General features: G+C 73.6%; 7 protein-coding genes. 2 read left to right on the top strand and 5 right to left on the bottom strand.

Annotated elements, in window-relative coordinates; translation table 11 throughout:
• From ACH4PY_RS26555 to ACH4PY_RS26535, 5 genes are all read right to left on the bottom strand, one after another.
• On the bottom strand, positions 1 to 17,662 hold a 17,662-nt coding region (locus tag ACH4PY_RS26555; RefSeq protein WP_398187849.1), incomplete at its 3' end, for an SDR family NAD(P)-dependent oxidoreductase.
• 262 nt (positions 17,663 to 17,924) lie between these two features.
• Entirely contained in the window at positions 17,925 to 18,503 is a 579-nt protein-coding gene (locus ACH4PY_RS26550; protein ID WP_398187846.1) for a LuxR C-terminal-related transcriptional regulator, read from the bottom strand.
• Between the two features lie 330 nt (positions 18,504 to 18,833).
• Positions 18,834 to 19,046 (bottom strand): ferredoxin, encoded by a 213-nt coding sequence (locus ACH4PY_RS26545; RefSeq protein ID WP_398187843.1) that lies wholly within the window; start codon positions 19,044 to 19,046, stop codon positions 18,834 to 18,836.
• A complete protein-coding gene (locus tag ACH4PY_RS26540) occupies positions 19,046 to 20,155 on the bottom strand; it encodes a cytochrome P450 (RefSeq protein WP_398187840.1) in 1,110 nt (369 codons plus the stop codon). Before ACH4PY_RS26540 ends, ACH4PY_RS26545 begins: the two co-directional genes overlap by 1 nt.
• 296 nt (positions 20,156 to 20,451) lie before the next feature.
• Entirely contained in the window at positions 20,452 to 21,387 is a 936-nt protein-coding gene (locus tag ACH4PY_RS26535) for an oxidoreductase (RefSeq protein ID WP_398187837.1), read from the bottom strand.
• Positions 21,388 to 21,469: 82 nt separating this feature from the next.
• Here ACH4PY_RS26535 and ACH4PY_RS26530 point away from each other — a divergent pair, with 82 nt between their 5' ends.
• Positions 21,470 to 22,090 carry a TetR family transcriptional regulator gene (locus tag ACH4PY_RS26530; RefSeq protein ID WP_398187834.1) on the top strand — a complete coding sequence of 207 codons (621 nt, stop codon included), beginning with the start codon at positions 21,470 to 21,472 and terminating at the stop codon, positions 22,088 to 22,090.
• 151 nt (positions 22,091 to 22,241) lie between these two features.
• Positions 22,242 to 23,114, top strand: a complete 873-nt coding sequence (panB, locus tag ACH4PY_RS26525) for a 3-methyl-2-oxobutanoate hydroxymethyltransferase (RefSeq protein ID WP_398187831.1) — start codon at positions 22,242 to 22,244, stop codon at positions 23,112 to 23,114.
• The last annotated feature ends 35 nt before the right edge of the window (positions 23,115 to 23,149 follow it).

Here is a 23,149-nt window from a genome sequence, read left to right as displayed (position 1 = left end):
AGTACGCCGGGTCGGCCGCGTGAACCGAGTCGGCCGGGATCCCAGAGGCGCCCAAGTGGCCGGGTACGACCAGGTGGGCCGGAACGGGCGCGTCACCAGCGACGACCGGATACGCGAGGTCCGCCAGGTACGCGGGGTCCGCCAGGCGCGCCGCCGTGGTCCCGTGGTCGGCGGGCGGCGTGGCGGCGCGCAGCGACAGGCGGACGTCCAGCGGGCCCAACGGCCGTTCCGGAGACGGTACTTCGACGAGCGACGGGGCGCCGGGGCCTTCCGTGCGCAGCCGCCAGGCAGGGGCGTCCGGCAGGGGGAGCAGGGGTGGGGCGGTCCGGGTGAGCCGGGGGGCGAAGGGGCGGCCGCCGCGGACGGCGACCTGCGGTTCGCCGGTGGCGGCGGCCGCCGCCAGGGCTTCGTCCGTGCGGCTGTCCACGTCGACGAGCAGGAGCCGTCCGGGGTGCTCGGCCTGGGCGGAGCGCACCAGGCCCCACACGGCGGCACTGACAGGGTCGGGCCGGTCCATGAGCGTGCCCCGGGTGACGACGGCGAGCCGTGCGCGCTCCCGTGCCGGGTCGGCGAGGAAGCGCTGGACCGACTCCAGCACCTCGGCCAGCCGGGTCCGCGGGTCGTCGCCGCCCGGTTCGACGGGGACGACCGTGAGGTCGGCGTGGTCGGCCGGGAGCGCCGGGACGCCCGCGGTGGGCAGCGGCCGCCAGCGCAGGTGCAGGCCGCCGGGCCGGTCCGCGGCCGAGCCCCCCGCCGCCATCGGCCGCAGTGCGAGCGCGTCGACGGTGACGACGGGGCGGCCGGAGGTGTCGGCCGCGGTCAGGGACACCGCGCCGTCGCCGGTCGCCGCGAGCCGGACGCGCAGGACGGCGGCGCGGGTGGCCTCCAGGTTCACGCCGGTCCAGGAGAACGGCAGCAGGGGCCGGTCGGCGCCGCTCGCGGCGAGGTCCGGGAGGCCGAGGGTGACGGTGTGCAGGGCGGCGTCCAGGAGCGCCGGGTGCAGGCCGAACCCGCCCGCTTCGACGGGCAGTTCGACCTCCGCCCACAGCTCGTCCGCGGTGCGCCAGGCCGCGCGCAGGCCGCGGAAGGCCGGACCGTAGTCGTAGCCGCGCGCGGCCAGCCCGGCGTAGAAGCCGTCCAGCGGTACGGGTGCCGCCCCCTCCGGCGGCCAGGTCCACTGCGCGGAGGGCTGCAGCGGGGCGGCGGCCGGGGCGAGCACGCCCGTGGCGTGGCGGACGGATGCCTCGGCGGCGGCCGGGGCCGACGGCGAGTCCGTGGAGTGCAGGGCGATCGTCCGGCGGCCGTCCTCGTCCGCGGCGCCCACGACCGCCTGGAAGTACACCGCGGCGCCGGAGGGCAGCGCGAGGGGCGTGTGCAGGGTCAGTTCCTCGACGACCGGGCAGCCGGTCTCCGCCCCGGCGTGCAGGGCCAGTTCGAGGAAGGCGGTGCCGGGCAGCAGCGGTGTGCCGTCCACGGCGTGGTCGGCGAGCCAGGGCTGCGCGCCCGGCAGCAGCCGTCCGGTGAGGACGGTCTGCCCGTCGGGCAGGTGCACGGCGGCGCCCAGCAGCGGGTGCCGGGTGGCGCTGAGCCCCGCGGCGCGCAGCCCGGTGACCGTCTCGTCGGCGGCCTGCCAGTAGCGCTGCCGCGCGAAGGGATAGCCGGGCAGCTCCACCAGGCGGCCGCCCGTCAGCGTCCGCTCCCACGCGACGGGCAGGCCGCCCGTGAACGGCACGGCCAGCGCGGCGGCCAGCGCCTGCGCCTCGGGCCGCCCGGGGGTGAGCGTCGCCACGGCGGCGTAGCGGCCGTCCGGCAGCGCCGCGTCGAGGGTGGCGTGCGCCATCGGCGTGAGCACGGCCGACGGACCGACCTCCAGGAAGGTGGTCACCCCGCGGTCGGCCAGGCAGCGCACCCCGTCGGCGAACCGCACGGCCCGGCGGACGTGCTCGACCCAGTACGCGGGCGTGCACAGGTGCGCGGGATCGGCGAGTTCGCCGGTGAGGTTGGAGACGACGGGCAGCCGCGGCGGCTCGAAGGCCAGGCCCGACAGCACCTCGGCGAACTCCGCGAGCACGGGCTCCATGCGGTGCGAGTGGAAGGCGTGCGAGACCGACAGCCTGCGCGTCCGCCGCCCGGCGGACCGGAAGTGCTCGGCGACGGCGACCACGGCGGCCTCGTCCCCCGAAACCACCACGGCCCGGGGCCCGTTGACGGCGGCGATGCCCGCCACTCCCGCCGACCCGGCCACGTCCGCCGACCCGGCCGCGCCCGCCGCGTCCGCCGACCCGGCCACGTCCGCCGATCCTGCCGCGTCCGCGCGTCGGGCCGATTCCGCCAGTCCGGCCGACTCCAGGTAGGCGCCGACCTCGTGCTCGTCGGCCTCGACCGCGAGCATCGCACCGCCCTCCGGCAGCGCCTGCATCAGCCGGCCGCGCGCCGCGACCAGGGCGCACGCGTCGGGCAGGGACAGCACGCCCGCCGCGCAGGCCGCGGTGATCTCGCCGAGCGAGTGCCCCATCACGTAGTCGGGCGCGACGCCCCACGACCGCAGCAGCTCCCACAGCGCCGTCTCCAGTGCGAAGAGCGCGGTCTGCGTGTACACGCTCTGGTCGAGCAGGGCCGCGAGGGGCGAGCCGGCGGGCGCGAACGCCACGTCGCGCAGCGGGTGTTCGACGTACCCGTCGAGGTGCGCGTCGACCGCCGCGCACACGGCGTCGAACGTCCCGGCGAAGACCGGGTACCGCTCGTACAGTTCCCGGCCCGCCTCGGCGCGCTGCGCGCCCTGGCCGGAGAACACCAGGGCCAGGCCGCCGGTTCCCGCCGGTCCGACCGCGCCGAGCACGGCGTCCGGTGTGCCCTCACCTGCGGCGACGGCGGCCAGCGCCGTGGTCATGGCGTCGTGGTCGGCGCCGAGGACGACGGCCCGGTGGTCGAGCAGGGCGCGCCCGGAGGCGAGGGTGCGCGCGATGTCGCGCGGGTCGAGGCCGGGGTGGACGTCGAGGTGGGCGAGCAGCCGTGCGGCCTGGCGCCGTACGCCGTCCTCGGTCCGCGCCGACAGGATCCAGGGGGTGAGGGACGCGGGCGGCTCGGCGCCGGGCTCCTCCGTGACGTCAACGGACGGCGCTTCAAGGATGACGTGGGCGTTGGTGCCGCTGATGCCGAAGGAGGACACCGCCGAGCGGCGCGGCCGGTCCACGTCGGGCCACGGCCGGTTCTCGGTCAGCAGCCGGACCTGGCCCTGTTCCCAGTCGACGTGGTGGGTCGGCTGGTCGGCGTGCAGCGTCTGCGGGAGGACGCCGTGGCGCATCGCCTCGATCATCTTGATGATGCCCGCGACCCCGGCTGCCGCCTGCGCGTGACCGATGTTCGACTTGACCGACCCCAGCCACAACGGGCGGTCGCCGGGGCGCTGTTGGCCGTACGTCGCGAGCAGCGCCTGCGCCTCGATGGGGTCGCCGAGCGGGGTACCGGTGCCGTGGGCCTCGACGGCGTCCACGTCCGCGCCGTTCAGCCCCGCGCTTGCCAACGCATCACGGATGACGCGCTGTTGGGAGGGCCCGTTGGGAGCCGTCAGGCCGTTGGACGCACCGTCCTGGTTGACCGCCGAGCCCCGCACGACGGCGAGGACCTGGTGGCCGTTGCGCCGCGCGTCCGAGAGCCGCTCGACCACCAGCAGGCCCACGCCCTCGGCCCATCCGGCACCGTCGGCGGAGTCCGAGAAGGCCTTGCACCGCCCGTCGGGGGACATCGCCCGCTGCCGCGAGAACTCCACGAACGTCGTCGGAGTCGACATCACCGTCACCCCGCCCGCCAGCGCGAGCGAGCACTCACCGTTCCGCAACGCCTGAGCGGCAAGGTGCAGCGCGACCAGGGAGGACGAGCACGCCGTGTCCACCGTCATCGCCGGACCCTCAAGACCCAGCAGGTACGAGATCCGGCCCGACGCCACGCTCGACGCGCTGCCGAGCATGCGGAAGCCCTCCATGCCGTCGACCGGTTCGTGCAGGGGCGGCCCGTACTCGCCGGCCATCAGACCGGTGAAGACGCCGGTGCGGGTGCCGCGCAACGACGTCGGGTCGATCGCCGAGCGCTCCAGCGCCTCCCACGCGGTTTCCAGCAGCAGGCGCTGCTGCGGGTCCATCGCCGCCGCCTCACGCGGGCTGATCCCGAAGAAGTCGGCGTCGAAATCACCCGCACCGGCCAGGAACCCGCCGTGCCGGGCGTAGCTCGTCCCGGCGTGATCGGGGTCGGGGTCGTAGAGTTCCGCGAGATCCCACCCACGGTCGGCGGGGAATTCCGAGACCGCGTCGAGGCCGTCCACCACCGCCTGCCACAGCTCGTCGGGCGACGCGATCCCACCCGGCAGCCGGCACGCCGTCCCCACGATCACGATCGGGTCGGCGTCCACGTCGGCCTTGGTGGGCGGCTGCGGTGCCGCCGGGAGCGTGGACGTGCCGCGCACCTGCTCGTCGAGGTAGCCGGCCAGCGCGGTGAGCGTCGGGTAGTCGAAGACGAGGGTGGACGGCAGCCGGAGCCCCGTGGCCGTCTGCAACCGCTGGCGCAGTTCGAGGCCGGTGAGCGAGTCGAAGCCCATCTCCCGGAAGGCCCGCTGCGGATCCACCGCACCCGCCGAACCATGGCCCAGGACGAGCGAGACCTGCGCCCCGACCAGCGCGACCAGCGCCGCCGACCGCTCCTCCGCCCCCAACACCGCCATCGCGGCGGTCCAGGACGAGGCCCCCGTCGCCCCGCCTTGGGCGACGGGACGCCGGACCGGTGCGCGGACGAGGGAGGAGAACAGCGGCGGGAGACCGTCCTTGACGGCACCCTTCCGGAGAGCCGGCAGGTCGAGCAGGGCGGTGACGAGGGCAGGGCGGTCGGACCGCAGGGCGGCGTCGAAGAGCGCGAGGCCGTCCTCGGTGCGGAGCGGGGCCAGTCCGGTGCGGGTCAGCCGGGCCAGATCCGCGTCTCCCAGGTGACCGGTCATGGAGCTGCTTTCCGCCCACAGGCCCCATGCCATCGAGGTCGCGGGAAGGCCGTCCGCGCGGCGGCCCTGCGCGAGCGCGTCCACGTAGGCGTTCGCGGCGGCGTAGTTGCCCTGCCCCGCCGTGCCGATGACACCGGCGGCCGACGAGAACACCACGAAAGCCGACAGCTCCGCGCCCCGCGTCAGCTCGTCCAGCCAGCGGGCACCGTCCACCTTCGGCGCGAGGACGGTGTCCACCCGCTCCGGCGTCAACGCCGTCACCACACCGTCGTCCAGCACACCGGCCGTATGCACCACGCCCGTCAGCGGATGCTCGGCACCGATACCGTCCAGCACGCTCGCGACCGCGTCCCGGTCCGCGACATCGCAGGTGACGAACCGCGCCGACGCGCCCGCCGCCGCCACCTCCGCCACCAGGTCGTCAGCCCGCTCGCTCTCACGACGGCCGACGAGGACCAGATGCCGCACCCCGTGACGTGCCACCAGATGCCGCACCACATGACCCGCGAGCACACCGCCCGCTCCCGTCACCAACACCGTCCCCTCGGGCGGGAAGGAAACAGCCGGGCCGTCCGCGTCCACCGTGGACGCGGTCAGCCGGGGGACGAGGAACTGGCCTTCGTGCAGGACGACTTGGGGTTCGTTCGTTGCGAGGGCGGCCTCCACCGCGCTCGCGGTGTCGGCGTCGGCGGGTGTGTCGAGGACGACCAGACGCCCGAGGTGCTCCGCCTGGGCGGAACGCAGCAGCCCCCACACGGCGGAGGTCACCGGATCGGCGACCCCGGCCATCCGCCCGTGCGTCACCACGACCAGTGGGCCGTCCTCCTCCGGGCCCTCGGTGAGGAAGTCCTGCACCAGCGACAGCACTTCACCGAGCCGGGCGCGTACGTCACCGCCCGGCGCGACCTCCTCCACGCGCGCGGCGAAGGTGCCCGGTATCGCTTCCGGAACCGGAGCGGCCGTCCAGCCCAGCTCGTACAGGCCGCTCGTCCGACCGGCGGCGACCTGTCGGAGCTGGTCCTCCGACATGGGGTGGATACGCAGCTCGTCCACCGTCACGACCGGCAGCCCGGCACCGTCGAACGCGGCCACCCGCACCACACCCTCGGCCCCGGGCGTCAACCGCACCCGCAGCACCGAGGCCCCCACCGCACGCAGCCGGACCCCGCTCCACGAGAAGGGCACCCGCAAGTCGTCCGTCGGCAGGGGGTGCAGGGCGGCGTCCAGCAGCGCGGGGTGCAGCCCGAAGCCGCCGGGCTCGACGGGCAGCCGCACCTCCGCGAACACCTCGTCCCCGACCCGCCACACGTCCCGCAGGCCCTGGAACACCGGCCCGTACCCGTAACCGAGCCCGGCCAGCCGCTCATAGGTGCCGGAGACGGTGTCGGGACCGTCGATCCGCCGGGCGCCCGGGGGCGGCCACGCGGTGCTCAGGGGCGGTACGGGCAGGGGCGTTCCGGGAACCACGACGCCGACGGCGTGCCGTACCCAGTCGGCACCCGTGTCGTGGGGGCGCGAGTGCACGGTGACCGCCCGCCGGCCGGCCTCGTCCTCCGGGGCGCCCACCGCCACCTGGACCACGACCGCCGCGCCCTCCGCCAGCAGCAGCGGACGCTCCAACGTCAGCTCCTCCACCACCTCGCACCCCGCCTGCCCACCCGCATGCAGGGCGAGTTCGACAAAGGCCGTGCCCGGGAGCAGGGCCGCACCGAAGACGGCGTGGTCGGCCAGCCAGGGGTGTGTGTCGAGGGAGATCCTGCCCGTGAGCACGATGTCCCCCCGGTCCGCCAGGGAAACGGCGGCGTGCAGAAGGGGGTGACCGGCCGGGTCGAGGCCCAGCCCGGCCGCGTCCACGGGCGGCCGCCCCGCCGACAGCCAGAAGCGGCGGCGCTCGAACGCATACGTCGGCAGGTCGGCGAGACGGCCGCCGGAGAGCCAGGACGACCAGTCGACGTCCACACCGGCCGTGAACAACTCAGCCGCATGGCGCAGCAGTTGGTCACGGCCGCCCTCGTCCCGGCGCAACGTCCCCACGGCAGTCACACCCTCGACCTCTGCCGCCTCGGCCGCCTGCACCACCGCGCCCAGCAGCACCGGATGCGGGCTGACCTCGACGAAGGCCCGGTGGCCGTCCGCCAGCAGGGTGGAGAGGGCCCGGTCGAAGCGGACGGCCTGACGCAGGTTGGTGAACCAGTAGTCGGCGTCCACGGTGGCGGTGTCGATGACCTCGCCGGTGACGGTGGAGACCAGGGGGATGTCGGAGCCGCGGGGCTCGACCCCGTCTAGGACGTCCAGCAACTCCGCCCGCAGTTCCTCCACTTGGGGTGAGTGGGAGGCGTAGTCCACGGCGATCCGCCGCGCCTGGACGTTCTCCTGTTCGCAGCGCTTCACGAACGCGTCCAGCTCGTCCGGGGCACCGGACACCACGACCTGCTCGGGCCCGTTGACCACCGCCACCGCAAGCCCGTCCGTCACCCACTCGTCCACTCGTTCCGCAGGCGCCAGCACCGAGACCATGCCCCCACGACCGGCCAGCGAGCGGATCGCCCGCGACCGCAACGCCACCACCCGCGCCGCGTCCTCCAACGACAGCGCACCCGCCACACACGCGGCCGCGATCTCCCCCTGGGAATGCCCCACCACCGCCGCAGGACGCACCCCCAGCGACTCCCACACCGCCGCCAACGACACCATCACCGCGAACAACACCGGCTGGACCACATCCACCCGCACCAGCTCAGCCCCGTCCCCCCGCACCACCTCCAGCAACGACCAATCGGTCAGAGCGTCCAGCGCGGTGGCACACTCACCCATCCGCGCAGCGAACACCTCGGACGAATCCAGCAACTCCCGCGCCATACCCGCCCACTGCGAGCCCTGACCCGGAAACACCCACACCACACCGCCCGTCCGCACCGAACCGACCACCGCGTCCGGGGTGTCCTCACCGGCAGCCACCGCAGCCAACGCCGACGACAACGCCTCACGATCCGCACCCAGCACAACCGCCCGGTGATCCAGCAGACCCCGCCCCGACGCGAGCGTCAGCCCCACATCCCGCAACCCCAGCCCCGGAGCATCATCAAGATGCGCCAGCAGCCGCGCGGCCTGGCGCCGTACACCGTCCTCGGTCCGCGCCGACAGCACCCAGGGAGTGAGGGACGCGGGCGGCTCGGCGCCGGGCTCCTCCGTGACGTCAACGGACGGCGCTTCGAGGATGACGTGGGCGTTCGTGCCGCCGATGCCGAACGACGAGACCGCCGAGCGGCGCGGCCGGTCCACGACGGGCCAGGGGCGGTTCTCCGTCAGCAGCCGGACGTCGCCCTGTTCCCAATCGACGTGGTGTGAAGGCTCGTCCGCGTGCAGCGTCTGCGGCAGCACGCCGTGGCGCATCGCCTCGACCATCTTGATGATGCCCGCGACCCCGGCCGCCGCCTGCGCATGCCCGATGTTCGACTTGACCGAGCCCAGCCACAACGGCTCTCCACCGGCACGCTCCTGGCCATAAGTGGCAAGGAGGGCCTGCGCCTCGATCGGATCGCCCAGCGCGGTGCCGGTGCCATGGGCCTCGACGGCGTCCACGTCGGCCGCGTTCATCCCGGCGGCCGTCAACGCGTCGCGGATGACGCGCTGTTGGGACGGACCGTTGGGGGCCGTCAGACCGTTGGACGCACCGTCCTGGTTCACCGCCGAACCCCGCACCAGCGCCAGCACCCGATGTCCGTTGCGCCGCGCATCCGACAAGCGCTCCACCACCAGCAGGCCCACGCCCTCGGCCCACCCGGCACCGTCAGCCGCGTCCGAGAAGGCCTTGCACCGCCCGTCGGGGGACATCGCCCGCTGCCGCGAGAACTCCACGAACGTCGTCGGAGTCGACATCACCGTCACCCCGCCCGCCAGCGCGAGCGAGCACTCACCGTTCCGCAACGCCTGAGCGGCCAGGTGCAGCGCGACCAGGGAGGACGAGCACGCCGTGTCCACCGTCATCGCCGGACCCTCAAGGCCCAGCAGGTAGGAGATCCGGCCCGAGGCGACACCGCCGCTGGTGCCGGTGATGAGCATCCCCTCGACGTCCTGAGCCGCCTCGGTCTGCGGGGAGCCGTAGTCGTGGTACATCAGGCCGGTGAAGACGCCGGTCCGGCTGCCGCGCAACGACGTCGGGTCGATCGCCGAGCGCTCCAGCGCCTCCCACGCGGTTTCCAGCAGCAGGCGCTGCTGCGGATCCATCGCCGCCGCCTCACGCGGACTGATGCCGAAGAAATCGGCGTCGAAATCACCCGCACCGACCAGGAACCCGCCGTGCCGGGCGTAGCTCGTCCCGGCGTGATCCGGATCCGGGTCGTACAACCCCGCCAGATCCCACCCACGGTCCGCCGGAAACTCCGACACCGCGTCCACACCCTCCGACACCACCCGCCACAACCCGTCCGGCGACTCGATCCCACCCGGCAACCGGCACGCCATCCCCACGATCACGATCGGGTCGGCGTCCACGTCGGCCATGGTGAGCGCGGGCGGCACGGCCGGGAGCGTGGACGTGCCGCCGACCTGCTCGTCGAGGTAGCCGGCCAGCGCGGTGAGCGTCGGGTAGTCGAAGACGAGGGTGGACGGCAGCCGGAGCCCCGTGGCCGTCTGCAACCGCTGGCGCAGTTCGAGGCCGGTGAGCGAGTCGAAGCCCATCTCCCGGAAGGCCCGCTGCGGATCCACCGCACCCGCCGAACCATGGCCCAGGACGAGCGAGACCTGCGCCCCGACCAGCGCGACCAGCGCCGCCGACCGCTCCTCCGCCCCCAACACCGCCATCGCGGCGGTCCAGGAGCGGGCCTCTTCGGCAGCGGGCGCCGCCGCCTGGCGCAGCGGGAGCCGGACCAGGGAGGCGAAGACGGCGGGAAGGCTGCCCTGGGCCGCGCGGTTCCGCAGCGCGGGCAGGTCGAGACGCGCGGGCACGACCGTCGCGCGGTCGGACCGGAGGGCGGCGTCGAAGAGAGCGAGGCCGTCCTCGGTGGGGAGGGGAGCCAGCCCCGTGCGCGTCAGCCGCGCCAGATCCGCGTCCCCCAGGTGACCGGTCATGGAGCTGGTGTCGGCCCACAAACCCCACGCCATCGAGGTCGCGGCAAGGCCCTCCGCCCGGCGCACATGAGCCAGCGCGTCCAGATACGCGTTCGCTGCCGCGTAGTTGCCCTGCCCCGCCGTACCGATGACACCGGCGGCCGACGAGAACACCACGAACGCCGACAGCTCCGCGTCACGGGTCAGCTCGTCCAGCCAGCGGGCACCGTCCACCTTCGGCGCGAGGACGGTGTCCACCCGCTCCGGCGTCAACGCCGTCACCACACCGTCGTCCAGCACACCGGCCGTATGCACCACGCCCGTCAGCGGATGCTCGGCACCGATACCGTCCAGCACGCTCGCGACCGCGTCCCGGTCCGCGACATCGCAGGTGACGAACCGCGCCGACGCGCCCGCCGCCGCCACCTCCGCCACCAGGTCGTCGACCCGCTCGCTCCCACGACGGCCGACGAGGACCAGGTGCCGCACCCCGTGACGTGCCACCAGATGCCGCACCACATGACCCGCGAGCACACCGCCCGCTCCCGTCACCAACACCGTCCCCTCGGAAGCGAGGGAGGCAGCGGCCCCGTCCTCCTCGGCGGGCAGCGCCGCGAGCCGGGGTACGAGGAAACGGCCCTCGTCGAGCACCACTTGGGGTTCGTTCGTCGCGAGAGCGGCCTCCACCGCGCTCGCGGTGTCGGCGTCGGCGTCGGCGGGTGTGTCGAGGACGACGAGACGCCCGGGGTGTTCCGCCTGCGCGGAGCGCAGCAGGCCCCACACGGCGGCGGTCACCGGATCGGCGACCCCGGCCATCCGCCCGTGCGTCACGACCACCAGACGGCCGTCCTCCGGGCCCTCGGCCACGAAGTCCTGTACCACCGCGAGCACTTCCGCGAGCCGCCCGCGTACGTCCCCACCCGGCGCGATCTCCTCCACCCGCACCTGGGACACGTCCCGTGCCGTCGGCTCCTGCACCGGGACGACCGTCCACCGCAGTGCGAAGAGCCCCCCGCTCCCCTGCCCCGCCACCTCGCGGAGCTGGTCCTGCGCCATCGGGTGGAGCCGCAGCCCCTCCACCGTCACGACCGGCAGCCCCGCACCGTCGAACGCGGCCACCCGCACCACACCCTCGGCCCCGGGCGTCAACCGCACCCGCAGCACCGAGGCCCCCACCGAGGACATACGGACCCCGCTCCAGGCGAACGGCACGCGGAGTTCGTCGCCGAGCAGGGGGTGCAGGGCGGCGTCCAGCAGCGCGGGGTGCAGCCCGAACCCGCCGGGCTCGACAGGCAGCCGCACCTCCGCGAACAGCTCCTCCCCGACCCGCCACACGTCCCGCAGGCCCTGGAACACCGGCCCGTACCCGTAACCGAGCCCGGCCAGCCGCTCATAGGTGCCGGAGACGGTGTCGGGACCGTCGATCCGCCGGGCGCCCGGGGGCGGCCACGCGGTGCTCAGGCGCTCCTCCGGTACGGGGTCTCCGGGCGCGAGGGAGCCCGTGGCGTGGCGGCTCCATTCGTCGCTGCTGCCCTGGGGGCGGGAGTGCACGGTGACCGGCCGGTGACCGGCCTCGTCCTCCGGGGCGCCCACCGCCACCTGGACCACGACCGCCGCGCCCTCCGCCAGCAGCAGCGGACGCTCCAGCGTCAGCTCCTCCACCACCTCGCACCCCGCCTGCCCACCCGCATGCAGGGCGAGTTCGACAAAGGCCGTGCCGGGCAGGATGACGGTGCCGTGGACGGCGTGGTCGCTCAGCCACGGGTGGTCCTGGAGGGAGAGCTGTCCCGTCAGTACCCATCCGTCCTGCGAGGCCAGCGGGACGGCGGCGTGCAGGAGGGGGTGACCGGCCGGGTCGAGGCCCAGCCCGGCCGCGTCCACCGGGGACCGGCCCGCCGACAGCCAGAAGCGACGGCGCTCGAACGCATACGTCGGCAGATCGACGAGCCGCCCGCCCGCGACCCACGACGACCAGTCGACGTCCACACCGGCCGTGAACAACTCGGCAGCGTGACGCAGCAGTTGGTCCCGGCCGCCCTCTTCCCGCCGCAACGTCCCCACGGCAGTCACACCCTCGACCTCTGCCGCCTCGGCCGCCTGCACCAGCGCGCCCAGCAGCACCGGATGCGGGCTGACCTCGACGAACTCCCGATGCCCGTCGCCCAGCAGCGTGGAGAGGGCCCGGTCGAAGCGCACGGGTCGGCGCAGGTTCGTGAACCAGTACTCCGCGTCCATCACCGAGGTGTCGATGACCTCGCCGGTCACGGTCGAGACCAGGGGGATGTCGGAGCTGCGCGGCTCTATTCCGCCCAGGAGGTCCAGCAACTCCCCTCGCAGTTCCTCGACCTGGGGTGAGTGGGAGGCGTAGTCCACGGCGATCCGCCGCGCCTGGACACTCTCCTGTTCGCAGCGCTTCACGAACGCGTCCAGCTCGTCCGGGGCACCGGACACCACGACCTGCTCGGGCCCGTTGACCACCGCCACCGCAAGCCCGTCCGTCACCCACTCCCCCACCCGGTCGGCCGACGCCAGCACCGAGACCATGCCCCCACGACCGGCCAGCGAGCGGATCGCCCGCGACCGCAACGCCACCACCCGCGCCGCGTCCTCCAACGACAGCGCACCCGCCACACACGCGGCCGCGATCTCCCCCTGGGAATGCCCCACCACCGCAGCCGGACGCACCCCCAGCGACTCCCACACCGCCGCCAACGACACCATCACCGCGAACAACACCGGCTGGACCACATCCACCCGCTCCAGCTCAGCCCCGTCCCCGCGCACCACCTCCAGCAACGACCAGTCGGTCAGAGCGTCCAGCGCGGTGGCACACTCACCCATCCGCGCAGCGAACACCTCGGACGAATCCAGCAACTCCCGCGCCATACCAGCCCACTGCGAGCCCTGACCCGGAAACACCCACACCACACCCGCCGAAGCCGCCGCCGAGCCAAGCACGGCATCCGGTGACGCGACCCCCGCCGCCAGATCACGCAGCCCCGCGCACAGCGTTTCGCGCTCCGTGCCCCACACCACCGCGCGGCACTCCAGCCGCGCCCGTCCCGCGACCAGGCTCAACGCCACGTCGCGCCGGTCGAGTTCGGGGCGGTCGTCGAGGTGGGCGAGCAGCCGTGCGGCCTGCCGCCGCACGCCGTCCTCGGTCCGCGCCGACAGCACCCAGGGAGTGAGGGACGCGGGCGGCTCGGCGCCGGGCTCCTCCGCCACCTCGGCGGGCGGGGCTTCCAGGATGACGTGGGCGTTGGTGCCGCTGATGCCGAACGACGAGACCGCCGAGCGGCGCGGCCGGTCCACGACGGGCCAGGGGCGGTTCTCGGTCAGCAGCCGAACCTGGCCCTCATCCCAGTCGACGTGGTGCGACGGCTCGTCCACATGCAGCGTCTGCGGCAGCACACCGTGCCGCATCGCCTCCACCATCTTGATGACACCCGACACACCGGCCGCGGCCTGCGTGTGCCCGATGTTCGACTTCAGCGAGCCCAGCCACAACGGGTCGCCGTCGGGGCGCTGTTGCCCGTACGTCGCGAGCAGCGCCTGCGCCTCGATCGGGTCACCGAGCGCCGTACCCGTACCGTGTGCCTCCACCACGTCCACGTCGGCCGCGTTCAGTCCGGCGCCCGCCAACGCGTCGCGGATGACGCGCTGTTGGGACGGACCGTTGGGGGCCGTCAGACCGTTGGACGCACCGTCCTGGTTCACCGCCGAACCCCGCACCAGCGCCAGCACCCGGTGCCCGTTGCGCCGCGCATCCGAGAGCCGCTCGACCACCAGCACGCCGACACCCTCGGCCCACCCCGTACCGTCCGCCGCGTCCGCGAACGCCTTGCACCGCCCGTCCGGCGCCAGCCCCCGCTGCCGCGAGAACTCCACGAACATGCCGGGCGTGGACAGCACGGTCACGCCGCCCGCGAGCGCGAGCGAGCACTCGCCGCTGCGTACCGCCTGGGCGGCCAGGTGCAGGGCGACGAGCGAGGACGAGCACGCCGTGTCCACCGTCATCGCCGGACCCTCAAGACCCAGCAGGTACGAGATCCGGCCGGACGCCACGCTCGTGGTGTTGCCGGTGAGGCGGAAGCCCTCGGTGCCGTCGACGGGTGCGTGCAGGTGGGGGCCGTACTCCATGTTCATGGCGCCGACGAAGACGCCGGTTCGGCTGCCGCGCAGCGACGTCGGGTCGATGACCGAGCGCTCCAGCGCCTCCCACGCCGTCTCCAGCAGCAGGCGCTGCTGCGGATCCATCGCCGCCGCCTCACGCGGACTGATCCCGAAGAAATCGGCGTCGAAATCACCCGCACCGGTCAAGAAGCCGCCGTGCCGCGCATAACTCGTCCCGGCGTGATCCGGATCCGGGTCGTACAACCCCGCCAGATCCCACCCACGGTCCGCCGGAAACTCCGACACCGCGTCCACACCCTCCGACACCACCCGCCACAACCCGTCCGGCGACTCGATCCCACCCGGCAACCGGCACGCCATCCCCACGATCACCACCGGATCCGCGTCCGCGTCCACGTCCACGGGGGTGACGGCGGGTGCGGCGGGGGTGTCGAGGGCGCCGACGATCCGGTCGTGCAGGTGGGCGGCGAGCGCCTGGGGGGTGGGGTGGTCGAAGAGCACGCTGGTGGGCAGGCGGAGCCCGGTGGCGGAGACGAGCCGGTTGCGCAGCTGGACCGAGAGCGCGGAGTCGAAGCCGAGGTCGCGGAAGGCGGTGTCGGGGTCGCGGAGGGCGGTCTCGGGGTCCGCCCCGTGGCCGCCGGCGATCTCGGCGACGTGTTCGGCCAGCCAGCGCTGGAGGAAGCCGTCGGGGGAGCTGCGGATCGTGTCGCGCAGGGCGAGCGTGGTGGAGCTGAGGTGCTGCTCGGCGGCGAACGCGGCGGATGCGGCGGATGCGGCGGGGAGTTCGTCGAGCCAGTAGCGCTCCCGCTGGAAGGCGTAGGTGGGGAGGGCGACGAGGCGGGCGTCGCCGACGGCCTCGGCCCAGTCGACGGGCAGGCCGGTGACCCAGGCGGCGCCGAGCCCGGTGAGCAGGGCCTCGGGTTCGGGGACGTCCCGGTGCTGGAGGGCGACGGCGACCTCGGTCTCCGTGGGGTGGACCAGCGGAGTGAGGACGGAGTCCGGGGAGAGTTCGAGGAAGCGGGTGACGCCCAGCTCGCGGCAGGCGGTGACGGCGTCGTGGAAGCGCACGGTGGCGCCGACGTGGGCGATCCAGTACGGCTCGGTCATCGGGGTGCCGGTGCGCCCGGTGACCGTGGAGACGACCGGGATACGCGGTGCGTCGGCGGTCAGCCCGCTGATGCTGCGGGCGAGGTCGTCGAGCATGGGCACGGTGAGCGGTGAGTGGGCGGCGTTCTGCACGCGCAGCCGGGTGGTGCGGCGGCCCCGGTCCTGGAAGGCGGCGGCGACGCGGGTGACGGACGCGTCGGCGCCCGACAGCACGACGGAGCGCGGGCCGTTGATGACGCCGATGGACACGTCGTCGGTGTCCCGCAGCGCTTCGGCCGCCTCCTCCTCGGTGGCCTCGACGGCGATCATGGCGCCGCCGGGCGGCAGGTCCTCCATGAGCGCGCCGCGGGCCGCGGCGAGGGCGGCGGCGTCGGCTAGGGAGAGGGAGCCGGAGACGTGGGCGGCGACGATCTCGCCGAAGGAGTGGCCCACGAGCAGATCGGGGGTGACGCCCCAGGAGGTGACCAGGCGGTACATGGCGACTTGGAAGGCGAACAGCGCGGGCTGCATGAGGCGCATGCCGTCGAGCGCGGCGGCCGCGGTCTCCGCGTCCGCCGTGTCGTCGTGGGCGTCGAGGAGCACCTCGCGCAGGCCGAGGGCGGGGTCGAAGTGGTCGAGCACCTCGTCGAGCGCGTGGGCGAAGACGGGGTGTGCCGCGTACAGTTCGCGCCCCATGCCGAGGCGGTGCGCGCCGCCGCCCGCGAACAGGAAGGCGGTACGGCCCTCCGCCGCGGTGGCGCCGGGGTTGCCGGTGGCACCGGCCGCACTCGTCACGCCGGTGACGGCGGCGGCGTGCAAGTCGGCCAGCTTGGCGGCGAGTTCGGCCCGGTCGGTGCCGATGACGACGGCGCGGTGTTCCAGGGCGGTGCGGGTCGCGGCGAGCGAGCGGGCGATGTCGGCCGCGTCGTCGCCGCTGTCCGGGAGGTCGCTGTCCCGGAGGTCGCTGTCCCGGAGGTCGCCGTCCCGGAGGTGGTCCAGCAGGCGGCCGGCCTGGGCGTCGAGGGCGCGGCCGGTGCGGGCCGAGATGACCCAGGGCAGCGGGCGGGGGGTGGCGGGCCGGGCGACCGGGCGGCCGGGGCGGCCGGTGTAGGGGCCTTCGGCGAGCACCACGTGGCAGTTGGTGCCGCCGATGCCGAAGGAGCTGACGCCCGCGACGAGCGGGGCGTCGGGCCGGGGCCAGGCGTCGAGCGCGGTCTGCACGCGCAGGTTGAGCGTGTCCAGCGGGATCGCCGGGTGCGGGGTGCGGAAGTGCAGGGTGGGGGGCAGTTGCCGGTGCCGGACGCTGAGGGCGGCCTTGAGCAGTCCGGCGATGCCGGCGGCGGCCTCCAGGTGGCCGATGTTGGTCTTGACCGAACCGACGTGCAGCGGGGGGCGGTCGGTGCCGCGTCCGACGACGGCGGACAGGGCGGCGGCTTCGACGGGGTCGCCGACGGGGGTGCCGGTGCCGTGCAGTTCCACGTACTGGACGGCGTCGGGGCTGGTGCCCGCGTCGGCGTAGGCGCGCGCGAGGACGTCCTGCTGGCCTTGCGCGTCCGGGTCGGTGAGGCGGTCGCCCGCGCCGTCGTTGTTGACGGCGCTGCCGCGGATGACGCAGTAGATCGGGTCGCCGTCGGCGACGGCCCGCGCGAGCGGCTTGAGCAGGACCATGCCGCCGCCCTCGCCGCGTACGAACCCGTCGGCGCTCGCGTCGAAGACGGCGCTGCGGCCGCGAACGGACAGGGCGCCCAGGCCCGCGGTGGCCGTCATGCTCTCCGGCGAGAGGATCAGGCTGACGCCGCCCGCGAGGGCGAGGTCGCACTCGCCGCGGCGGATGCTCTCGGCGGCCAGGTGGACGGCCACCAGCGACGACGCCTGGGCCGCATCGACGGCCAGGCTCGGCCCGCGCAGGCCGAGGGTCCAGGAGATCCGGTTGGCGACGACGGCGCGGTGGCGGCCCACGAAGTCGTCCAGGTCGCCGCCGCCGGTCCGGCCGGTGAGCGCGGCGCGGGTGGCAAGGGTGGTGTAGTCGTCGGACGCGACGCCGACGAACGTCCCCGTGCGGGTGCCGCGCAGCCGGTCGGCGGGCGTCCCGGCGTCCTCGGCCGCCTCCCAGGCGAGTTCCAGCGCGAGGCGCTGCTGGGGGTCCATGGCGGCGGCTTCCTCGGGCCGTACCCCGAAGAAGGCCGCGTCGAAGGAGCCGACGTCGGCGAGGAAGCCGCCACGCCAGGACGGGGAGCCGGGTCCTCTGTCCTGTGGCCACGGGGAGACCGCGTCGGTTCCTTCGGACAGCAGTCGCCACAGCTCGGCCGGGGTGGAGGCCGACGGGACGCGGCAGGAGAGGCCGATCACCGCGACGGCGTTGTCGTAGGAGCCGTCGGTCACCTGGTCACCGGGCATGGATGGCTTCATACTCGGAGTATCCGCAGCGACCCCAAGATCGGCTTCCGTCAGAGGAACGGCCCGGACCTGGGGCTTCGGTAGGGGTTTTCCGGCCGGTGCTGGACCTTCGTCCAGGTTGTCCGGCCGCCGGGCCTGTGCTGCAATCAGCGGGGCCGGGTGGTCGGTGCCGCCCGGGGCGTGGGCGGTCGGAGGCGTGGACGGCCGGGGCGTGGACGGTCGGGGGCGTGGACGATCGGGCGTCCGCGGTCGTTCGTGCTCGCGGGGCCCCGGCTCACATGGTTCTGGCGGAGGCGATGAGCTGGGCCCGGGAGGCCATGTGCGCCTTCGCGAGCACGTTGGAGACGTGGAACTTGACGGTCTTCTCGCTCAGTCCGAGCCGGCGGGCGATCTCCTTGTTCGCCATGCCGCGCCGTACGAGCTCCAGCACCTCGGACTCGCGCGAGGTCAGGGGCGCGTGGGTGGGGACGACGGTCAGGCGCCGCGGCAGTGAGGCGCGCACGTACCCGAGCAGCGGGCCGCTGAGGCCGGGTGAGACGTATCCGGTGCCGTCGGCGGTTCTGCGGACGGCGGTGACCAGCTCTTCCTCGGGGTCGTCGGAGTGGACGAGGGCCTTGATCTCGGCCCGGGTGCAGCCGATCCAGCCGAGGGCGACGTCCGCGTCGGGCACGACGACCACCAGGTCGGCGCCGACACCGACCATCTCGTGGGTGTCGGCGTAGGACGCGGAGGGCGGGTCGGCCAGCACCACGACGTCGGGGCGGCACAGGTCGACGACCGGGACCAGTTCGCCGAGACCGGGCGCCTCCCCGACCACGCACAGCGCGGGGTCCCGGCCTAATGCCTCGCGCATACCGAGACGTCCGTAAGGATGCTGGTCGCACACGACAATTCGTATTCTGGGGTCTTTGTTCATCATCGCTCCCCTGCTGGGCGTGAAATGCACGCAGTGAGGACGCGCAGCGACACACCGTTTCCGGACGCGGACACGCACGGGTTCGCCCCGTGCGCCAGAGAGGCGGGCACGCCGAAGAAGCACCGGAGGAAGACGACGATCCATCCGGCGCTCGCGGCAGAATTCACAGCGGACCCGGAACCGGGTCCGGCGGGCCGGTGATATTCATCGGTCCCCCGCCGGACGGTTCACGGGCAACGGCGCACTCGCCCCCGCACTATGGCGTCGTCAATTCGTCGAAGCAGCCTGCGGACTGACACTGATCGCACCCACCGGGCACATGTGCGCGGCTCTTTCCACCTGCGCCCGGAGATTTTCGGGCGCTTCTTCCACCAGCAGTTGTACGAGTCCTTCGGCATCGTCCTGGTCGAACGTCTCGGGGGCGTTGGCGACGCAGTTGCCGGACCCGCAGCACAGTTCCCTGTCGACGGTGATGCGCATTACCACGTCACCGGGAGCTCGCCGACCCCGAAGGTCACGGCCATGTGGCGCTTGGGGACGTCCGCGAGCGTGGTCAGGGAGCGCAGGCCGGGGAAGCGGCGGGCGAGTTCCACCAGCGCGATGCGCAGTTCGGCGCGGGCCAGCGGCTGGCCGACGCACTGGTGCAGGCCGAAGCCGAACGCCATGTGGCGGTGGGCCTCCTGCCGTTCGGGGTCGAAGACCTCGGGGTCGGGGAAGGCCGCCGCGTCCCGGTTGGCCAGCGACAGCATGGCGACGACGCCCTCGCCCTCCCGGATCAGGTGGCCGTCGATCTCGACGTCCTCCATGGCGAGCCGCGGCAGGCCGGTGCGGACGACGGTGACGTACCGCAGGAGTTCCTCGACCACGTTGGGGGCGAGGCCGGGGTCCTTGCGCAGGGCGTCCAGGGTCTCCGGGTGCTCCAGCAGGGCCAGCGCGGACAGCCCGATCATGTTGGCGGTGGTCTCGTGGCCGGCCACGAGCAGCAGCTGGGCCATGCTCAGCAGCTCGTCCTCGCGCAGTTCGCCGGGGACGACGCGCTCGGCGACGAGCCTGCTCAGCAGGTCCTCGCCGGGCGTGGTGCGCTTGTAGGTGATCAGTTCGCCGAGGAGCTGGCTCAGGGCGCCGAGCGCGGCCCCGACCTCGGCGGGACCGGAGTTGCGGTCCATGATCGCGCGGCTGTGCTCCTGGAAGAACTCGTGGTCGGAGTACGGGACGCCCAGCAGGTGGCTGATCGTCATGGACGGGACGGGGAGCGCGAACTCGCTCATCAGGTCGGCGGGCGGGCCGCCGGCCCGCATGCGCTCCAGGGTCTCGACGACCGTCTCCTCGATCAGCGGCTCGATCCGCCGGATGTTCTTGATCATGAACTCGGCGGTGAGCATGCGCCGCAGGCGGCTGTGCGCCTCGCCGTCCATGAAGATGAACAGCCCGGTGGCGTCCGCCTGCTGGGGCGGCAGCGGATTCAGCACCGGGAATCCCGGACGGTACTGGTCGGAGCTGAATCCGGGGTGCCGCAGCAGCTGCTTGACCTGATCGTGCCGCGTCGCCAGCCAGGCCCATCCCCCGAAGGGGAGCCGGACCTTGCCCATGGCCCCTTCTAAGCGCGCCAGGTCGTCATCACGGACCGGAATGAAGGGATTGCTTTCCGGGCCTATGAATGGGAAAGCAGGGAGATTTACGACATCAACGTCCGGAACCTTATTCGTCACAGTGGACCCCCGAACAACGTGCTGTCAATAAGGGGTCATCATCGTAACAGGGATCGCACCAAAGGGCCGCCAAAGAGTGATCTGACTCACACTTGGCCCGGGGCCAACGGAATAGTTTGTTCCGGTGTTTGGGCAGCCTATATGGCGCGAACGCCCGATACCTCTCGACAAACGGGTCAGACCACGGCGGGCAGCGCGAAACTCACTCCGGTCAGCTGTTCGGAAAGCTGCCACAGCCGGGCGGCGGCCGCCGGATCGGTGGCGCGCGGGGCCAGCTCCACCCGCTTGGGCGCGCCACGCAACTCACCCATGCCGTCGGGCCCGTAGAGCTCACCGCCGCGCGCCTGCGGATCGGTGGCCGCGTAGAGCTGCGGCAGCGCGCCCTGCTCCGGTGCCTGCGCGAGCGGCAGCAGCAGCCGGCCGAAGACGAACTTCACCCGGCCGACAGGCGCGCTGGTCTGGAGTCCGGTGGCGGTGTAACCGGGGTGCGCGAGCACGCTGCGGACCCGGCTGCCGACCGCACCGAGCCTGCGGTGCAGCTCCCAGCCGAACAGGGCGTTGGCGAGCTTGGACTGGTTGTAGTAGCCCATGGGCGCGTACTTGCGCTCACCCGTCAGGTCGTCGAAGAACATCCGCGCCTGGCGGTGGTTGGCGGAGGTGACGGTGACGACGCGGGGGTCGTCGCTGTCGGCCATGAGGCCGAGCAGCAGGGCGGTGAGGGCGAAGTGGCCGAGGTGGTTGGCGGCGAACTGCACCTCCTGGCCCCCGGCGGTGAGCGTGCGGGGCGGCGCCATGAGGCCCGCGTTGTTGACGAGCACGTCGGGATGCACCCCGTCGGACTTCAGCCCGTCGGCGAAGGCGTGCACCGACGCCAGGTCCGCCAGGTCCAGCGGGCGGACCTCCAGTCGGGCCCTGGCCTGCTCGGACATCAGCTGCACGACGGCCCGGCGGCCCTTCTCCTCGTCGCGGACGGCCAGCACCACCCGGGCACCCTTGCGGGCCAGCGCCCTGGTGGTCGCCAGTCCGAGGCCGCTGTTGGCCCCCGTGACGACGAACACCCGTCCGTCCTGGTCCGGCATCTGGTCGGCTCGCCAACGGCTCTCACGCGTCATGCGGCTCATCGTGCCCTCCGTGGCATTGAGTGTCAAGCGTGGCATCTGGAGGCGAAAACGGCGCGGCGCCTACGATGGGTGGATGACTTCCCGACCCGCTGGGACCCTGGCCGAGCGCAAGCGCGCGCTCGTCGCGGACGCACTGACCCAGGCCGCGCTGAACCTGCTCGTGCGCGAGGGGTTCGACGCGGTGACGGTGGACGAGATCACCGCGGCGGCGGGCGTGTCCAAGCGGACGTTCTTCCGCTACTTCTCCTCGAAGGAGGACGTCGTCGTCCAGTTCCTCGCGGAGATGGGCGCCGGCATGCGCGACGAACTGGCCGCCCGCCCGCCGCAGGAGCCGCCGTCCGTCGCGCTGCGGCACGCGGTGCAGTCGTCCGTCGACGCCTGCGCGGGGCACGCGGACCGGGCGCTGAGCGTGGTGCGGCTGATCCTGCGCACACCGCCGCTGCTCGCCCGTTTCCTGGAGCGCCAGGCGCAGTGGCGCGGCGAGCTGGCGGCGGAACTGGCCCGGCGCCTCGGCATGGACCCGGCGGCGGAGCTGTACCCGGAGCTGGCCGCGGGGATGGCGCTGACGGCCTTCGACACCATCCTCCAGCGGTGGAGCGACGACGACACCGTGGACCCGGCGGAGCTGACCGGCCGGGCCTTCGCCGTCGTCGCCCCGGCGCTGGACTCCGTCGTGGACCGCGCCCGGTCCTGAGCCGCGCCCGCCCCGCCACGGGTGCCGCGCCGCCCGGGAGCGAGCCGGGACGGGGAGCCCCCTTTGCCGCGGGCGCGCAGCGTGCCAGCATGGGGGGTGGTCCGGGGACACCGTCAGGGTGCCTCGAGATGACGTGAAGGAGCCGTCGAGAATGACGTCACTTTCTGCTGCCCAGGAGCAGGGCAAGGGGCTCGACAATCCCAAGGCGCTGTACGGCGGGAGCCGCAGCCGCCGGGTCACGGTCCGTGATCTGGCGCTCGCCAAGGAGCGCGGGGAGCGGTGGCCGATGCTCACCGCGTACGACGCGATGACCGCGTCGGTCTTCGACGAGGCCGGGATCCCGGTGCTGCTGGTCGGGGACTCGATGGGCAACTGCCACCTCGGCTACGAGAGCACCGTGCCGGTCACGCTGGACGAGATGACGATGCTGGCCGCGGCGGTCGTGCGCGGGACGAGCCGCGCGCTGGTCGTCGGGGACCTGACCTTCGGGTCGTACCAGGAAGGTCCCGTGCAGGCGCTGCGCAGCGCGACGCGGCTGGTCAAGGAGGCCGGGGTCGGTGCGGTCAAGCTGGAGGGCGGGGAGCGCTCGCTCGCGGCCACCGGGCTGATCGTGGAGTCCGGCATCCCGGTCATGGCGCATCTGGGCCTGACGCCGCAGTCGGTCAACACGCTGGGGCACCGGGTGCAGGGCCGCGGCGAGGAGGCGGCGCAGCAGCTCATCCGGGACGCGAAGGCCGCGCAGGACGCGGGCGCCTTCGCCGTCGTGCTGGAGCTGGTGCCCGCCGAGGTCGCCGCGGAGGTCACCCGCTCGCTGCACATCCCGGTCGTCGGCATCGGCGCCGGGCCGGACACCGACGCGCAGGTGCTGGTGTGGACGGACATGGCCGGCCTCACCGGCGGCAAGGTGCCGCGCTTCACCAAGCAGTACCTGGACCTGCGGCGCTCGCTCGGCGACGCGGCCAAGGCGTATGCCGAGGAGGTCGTCGGCGGGGCCTTCCCCGCCGAGGAGCACACGTTCCACTGATCCGCTGATCGTTTCGATCCGCTCGATCCGCGACG

The sequence above is a fragment of the Streptomyces sp. NPDC021224 genome (genome assembly GCF_044332905.1).
Lineage (GTDB): Bacteria > Actinomycetota > Actinomycetes > Streptomycetales > Streptomycetaceae > Actinacidiphila.
This window is presented reverse-complemented; position numbering and strand designations above follow the sequence as displayed.

Excerpts from the sequence above, each read along its gene's own strand:
- ACH4PY_RS26535 (WP_398187837.1), bottom strand. The coding sequence starts at position 21,387 with ATGACGCGTGAGAGCCGTTGGCGAGCCGACCAGATGCCGGACCAGGAC.
- panB (WP_398187831.1), top strand. The coding sequence starts at position 22,242 with ATGACGTCACTTTCTGCTGCCCAGGAGCAGGGCAAGGGGCTCGACAAT.
- ACH4PY_RS26540 (WP_398187840.1), bottom strand. The coding sequence starts at position 20,155 with ATGGGCAAGGTCCGGCTCCCCTTCGGGGGATGGGCCTGGCTGGCGACG.
- ACH4PY_RS26530 (WP_398187834.1), top strand. The coding sequence starts at position 21,470 with ATGACTTCCCGACCCGCTGGGACCCTGGCCGAGCGCAAGCGCGCGCTC.
- ACH4PY_RS26550 (WP_398187846.1), bottom strand. The coding sequence starts at position 18,503 with ATGCGCGAGGCATTAGGCCGGGACCCCGCGCTGTGCGTGGTCGGGGAG.
- ACH4PY_RS26545 (WP_398187843.1), bottom strand. The coding sequence starts at position 19,046 with ATGCGCATCACCGTCGACAGGGAACTGTGCTGCGGGTCCGGCAACTGC.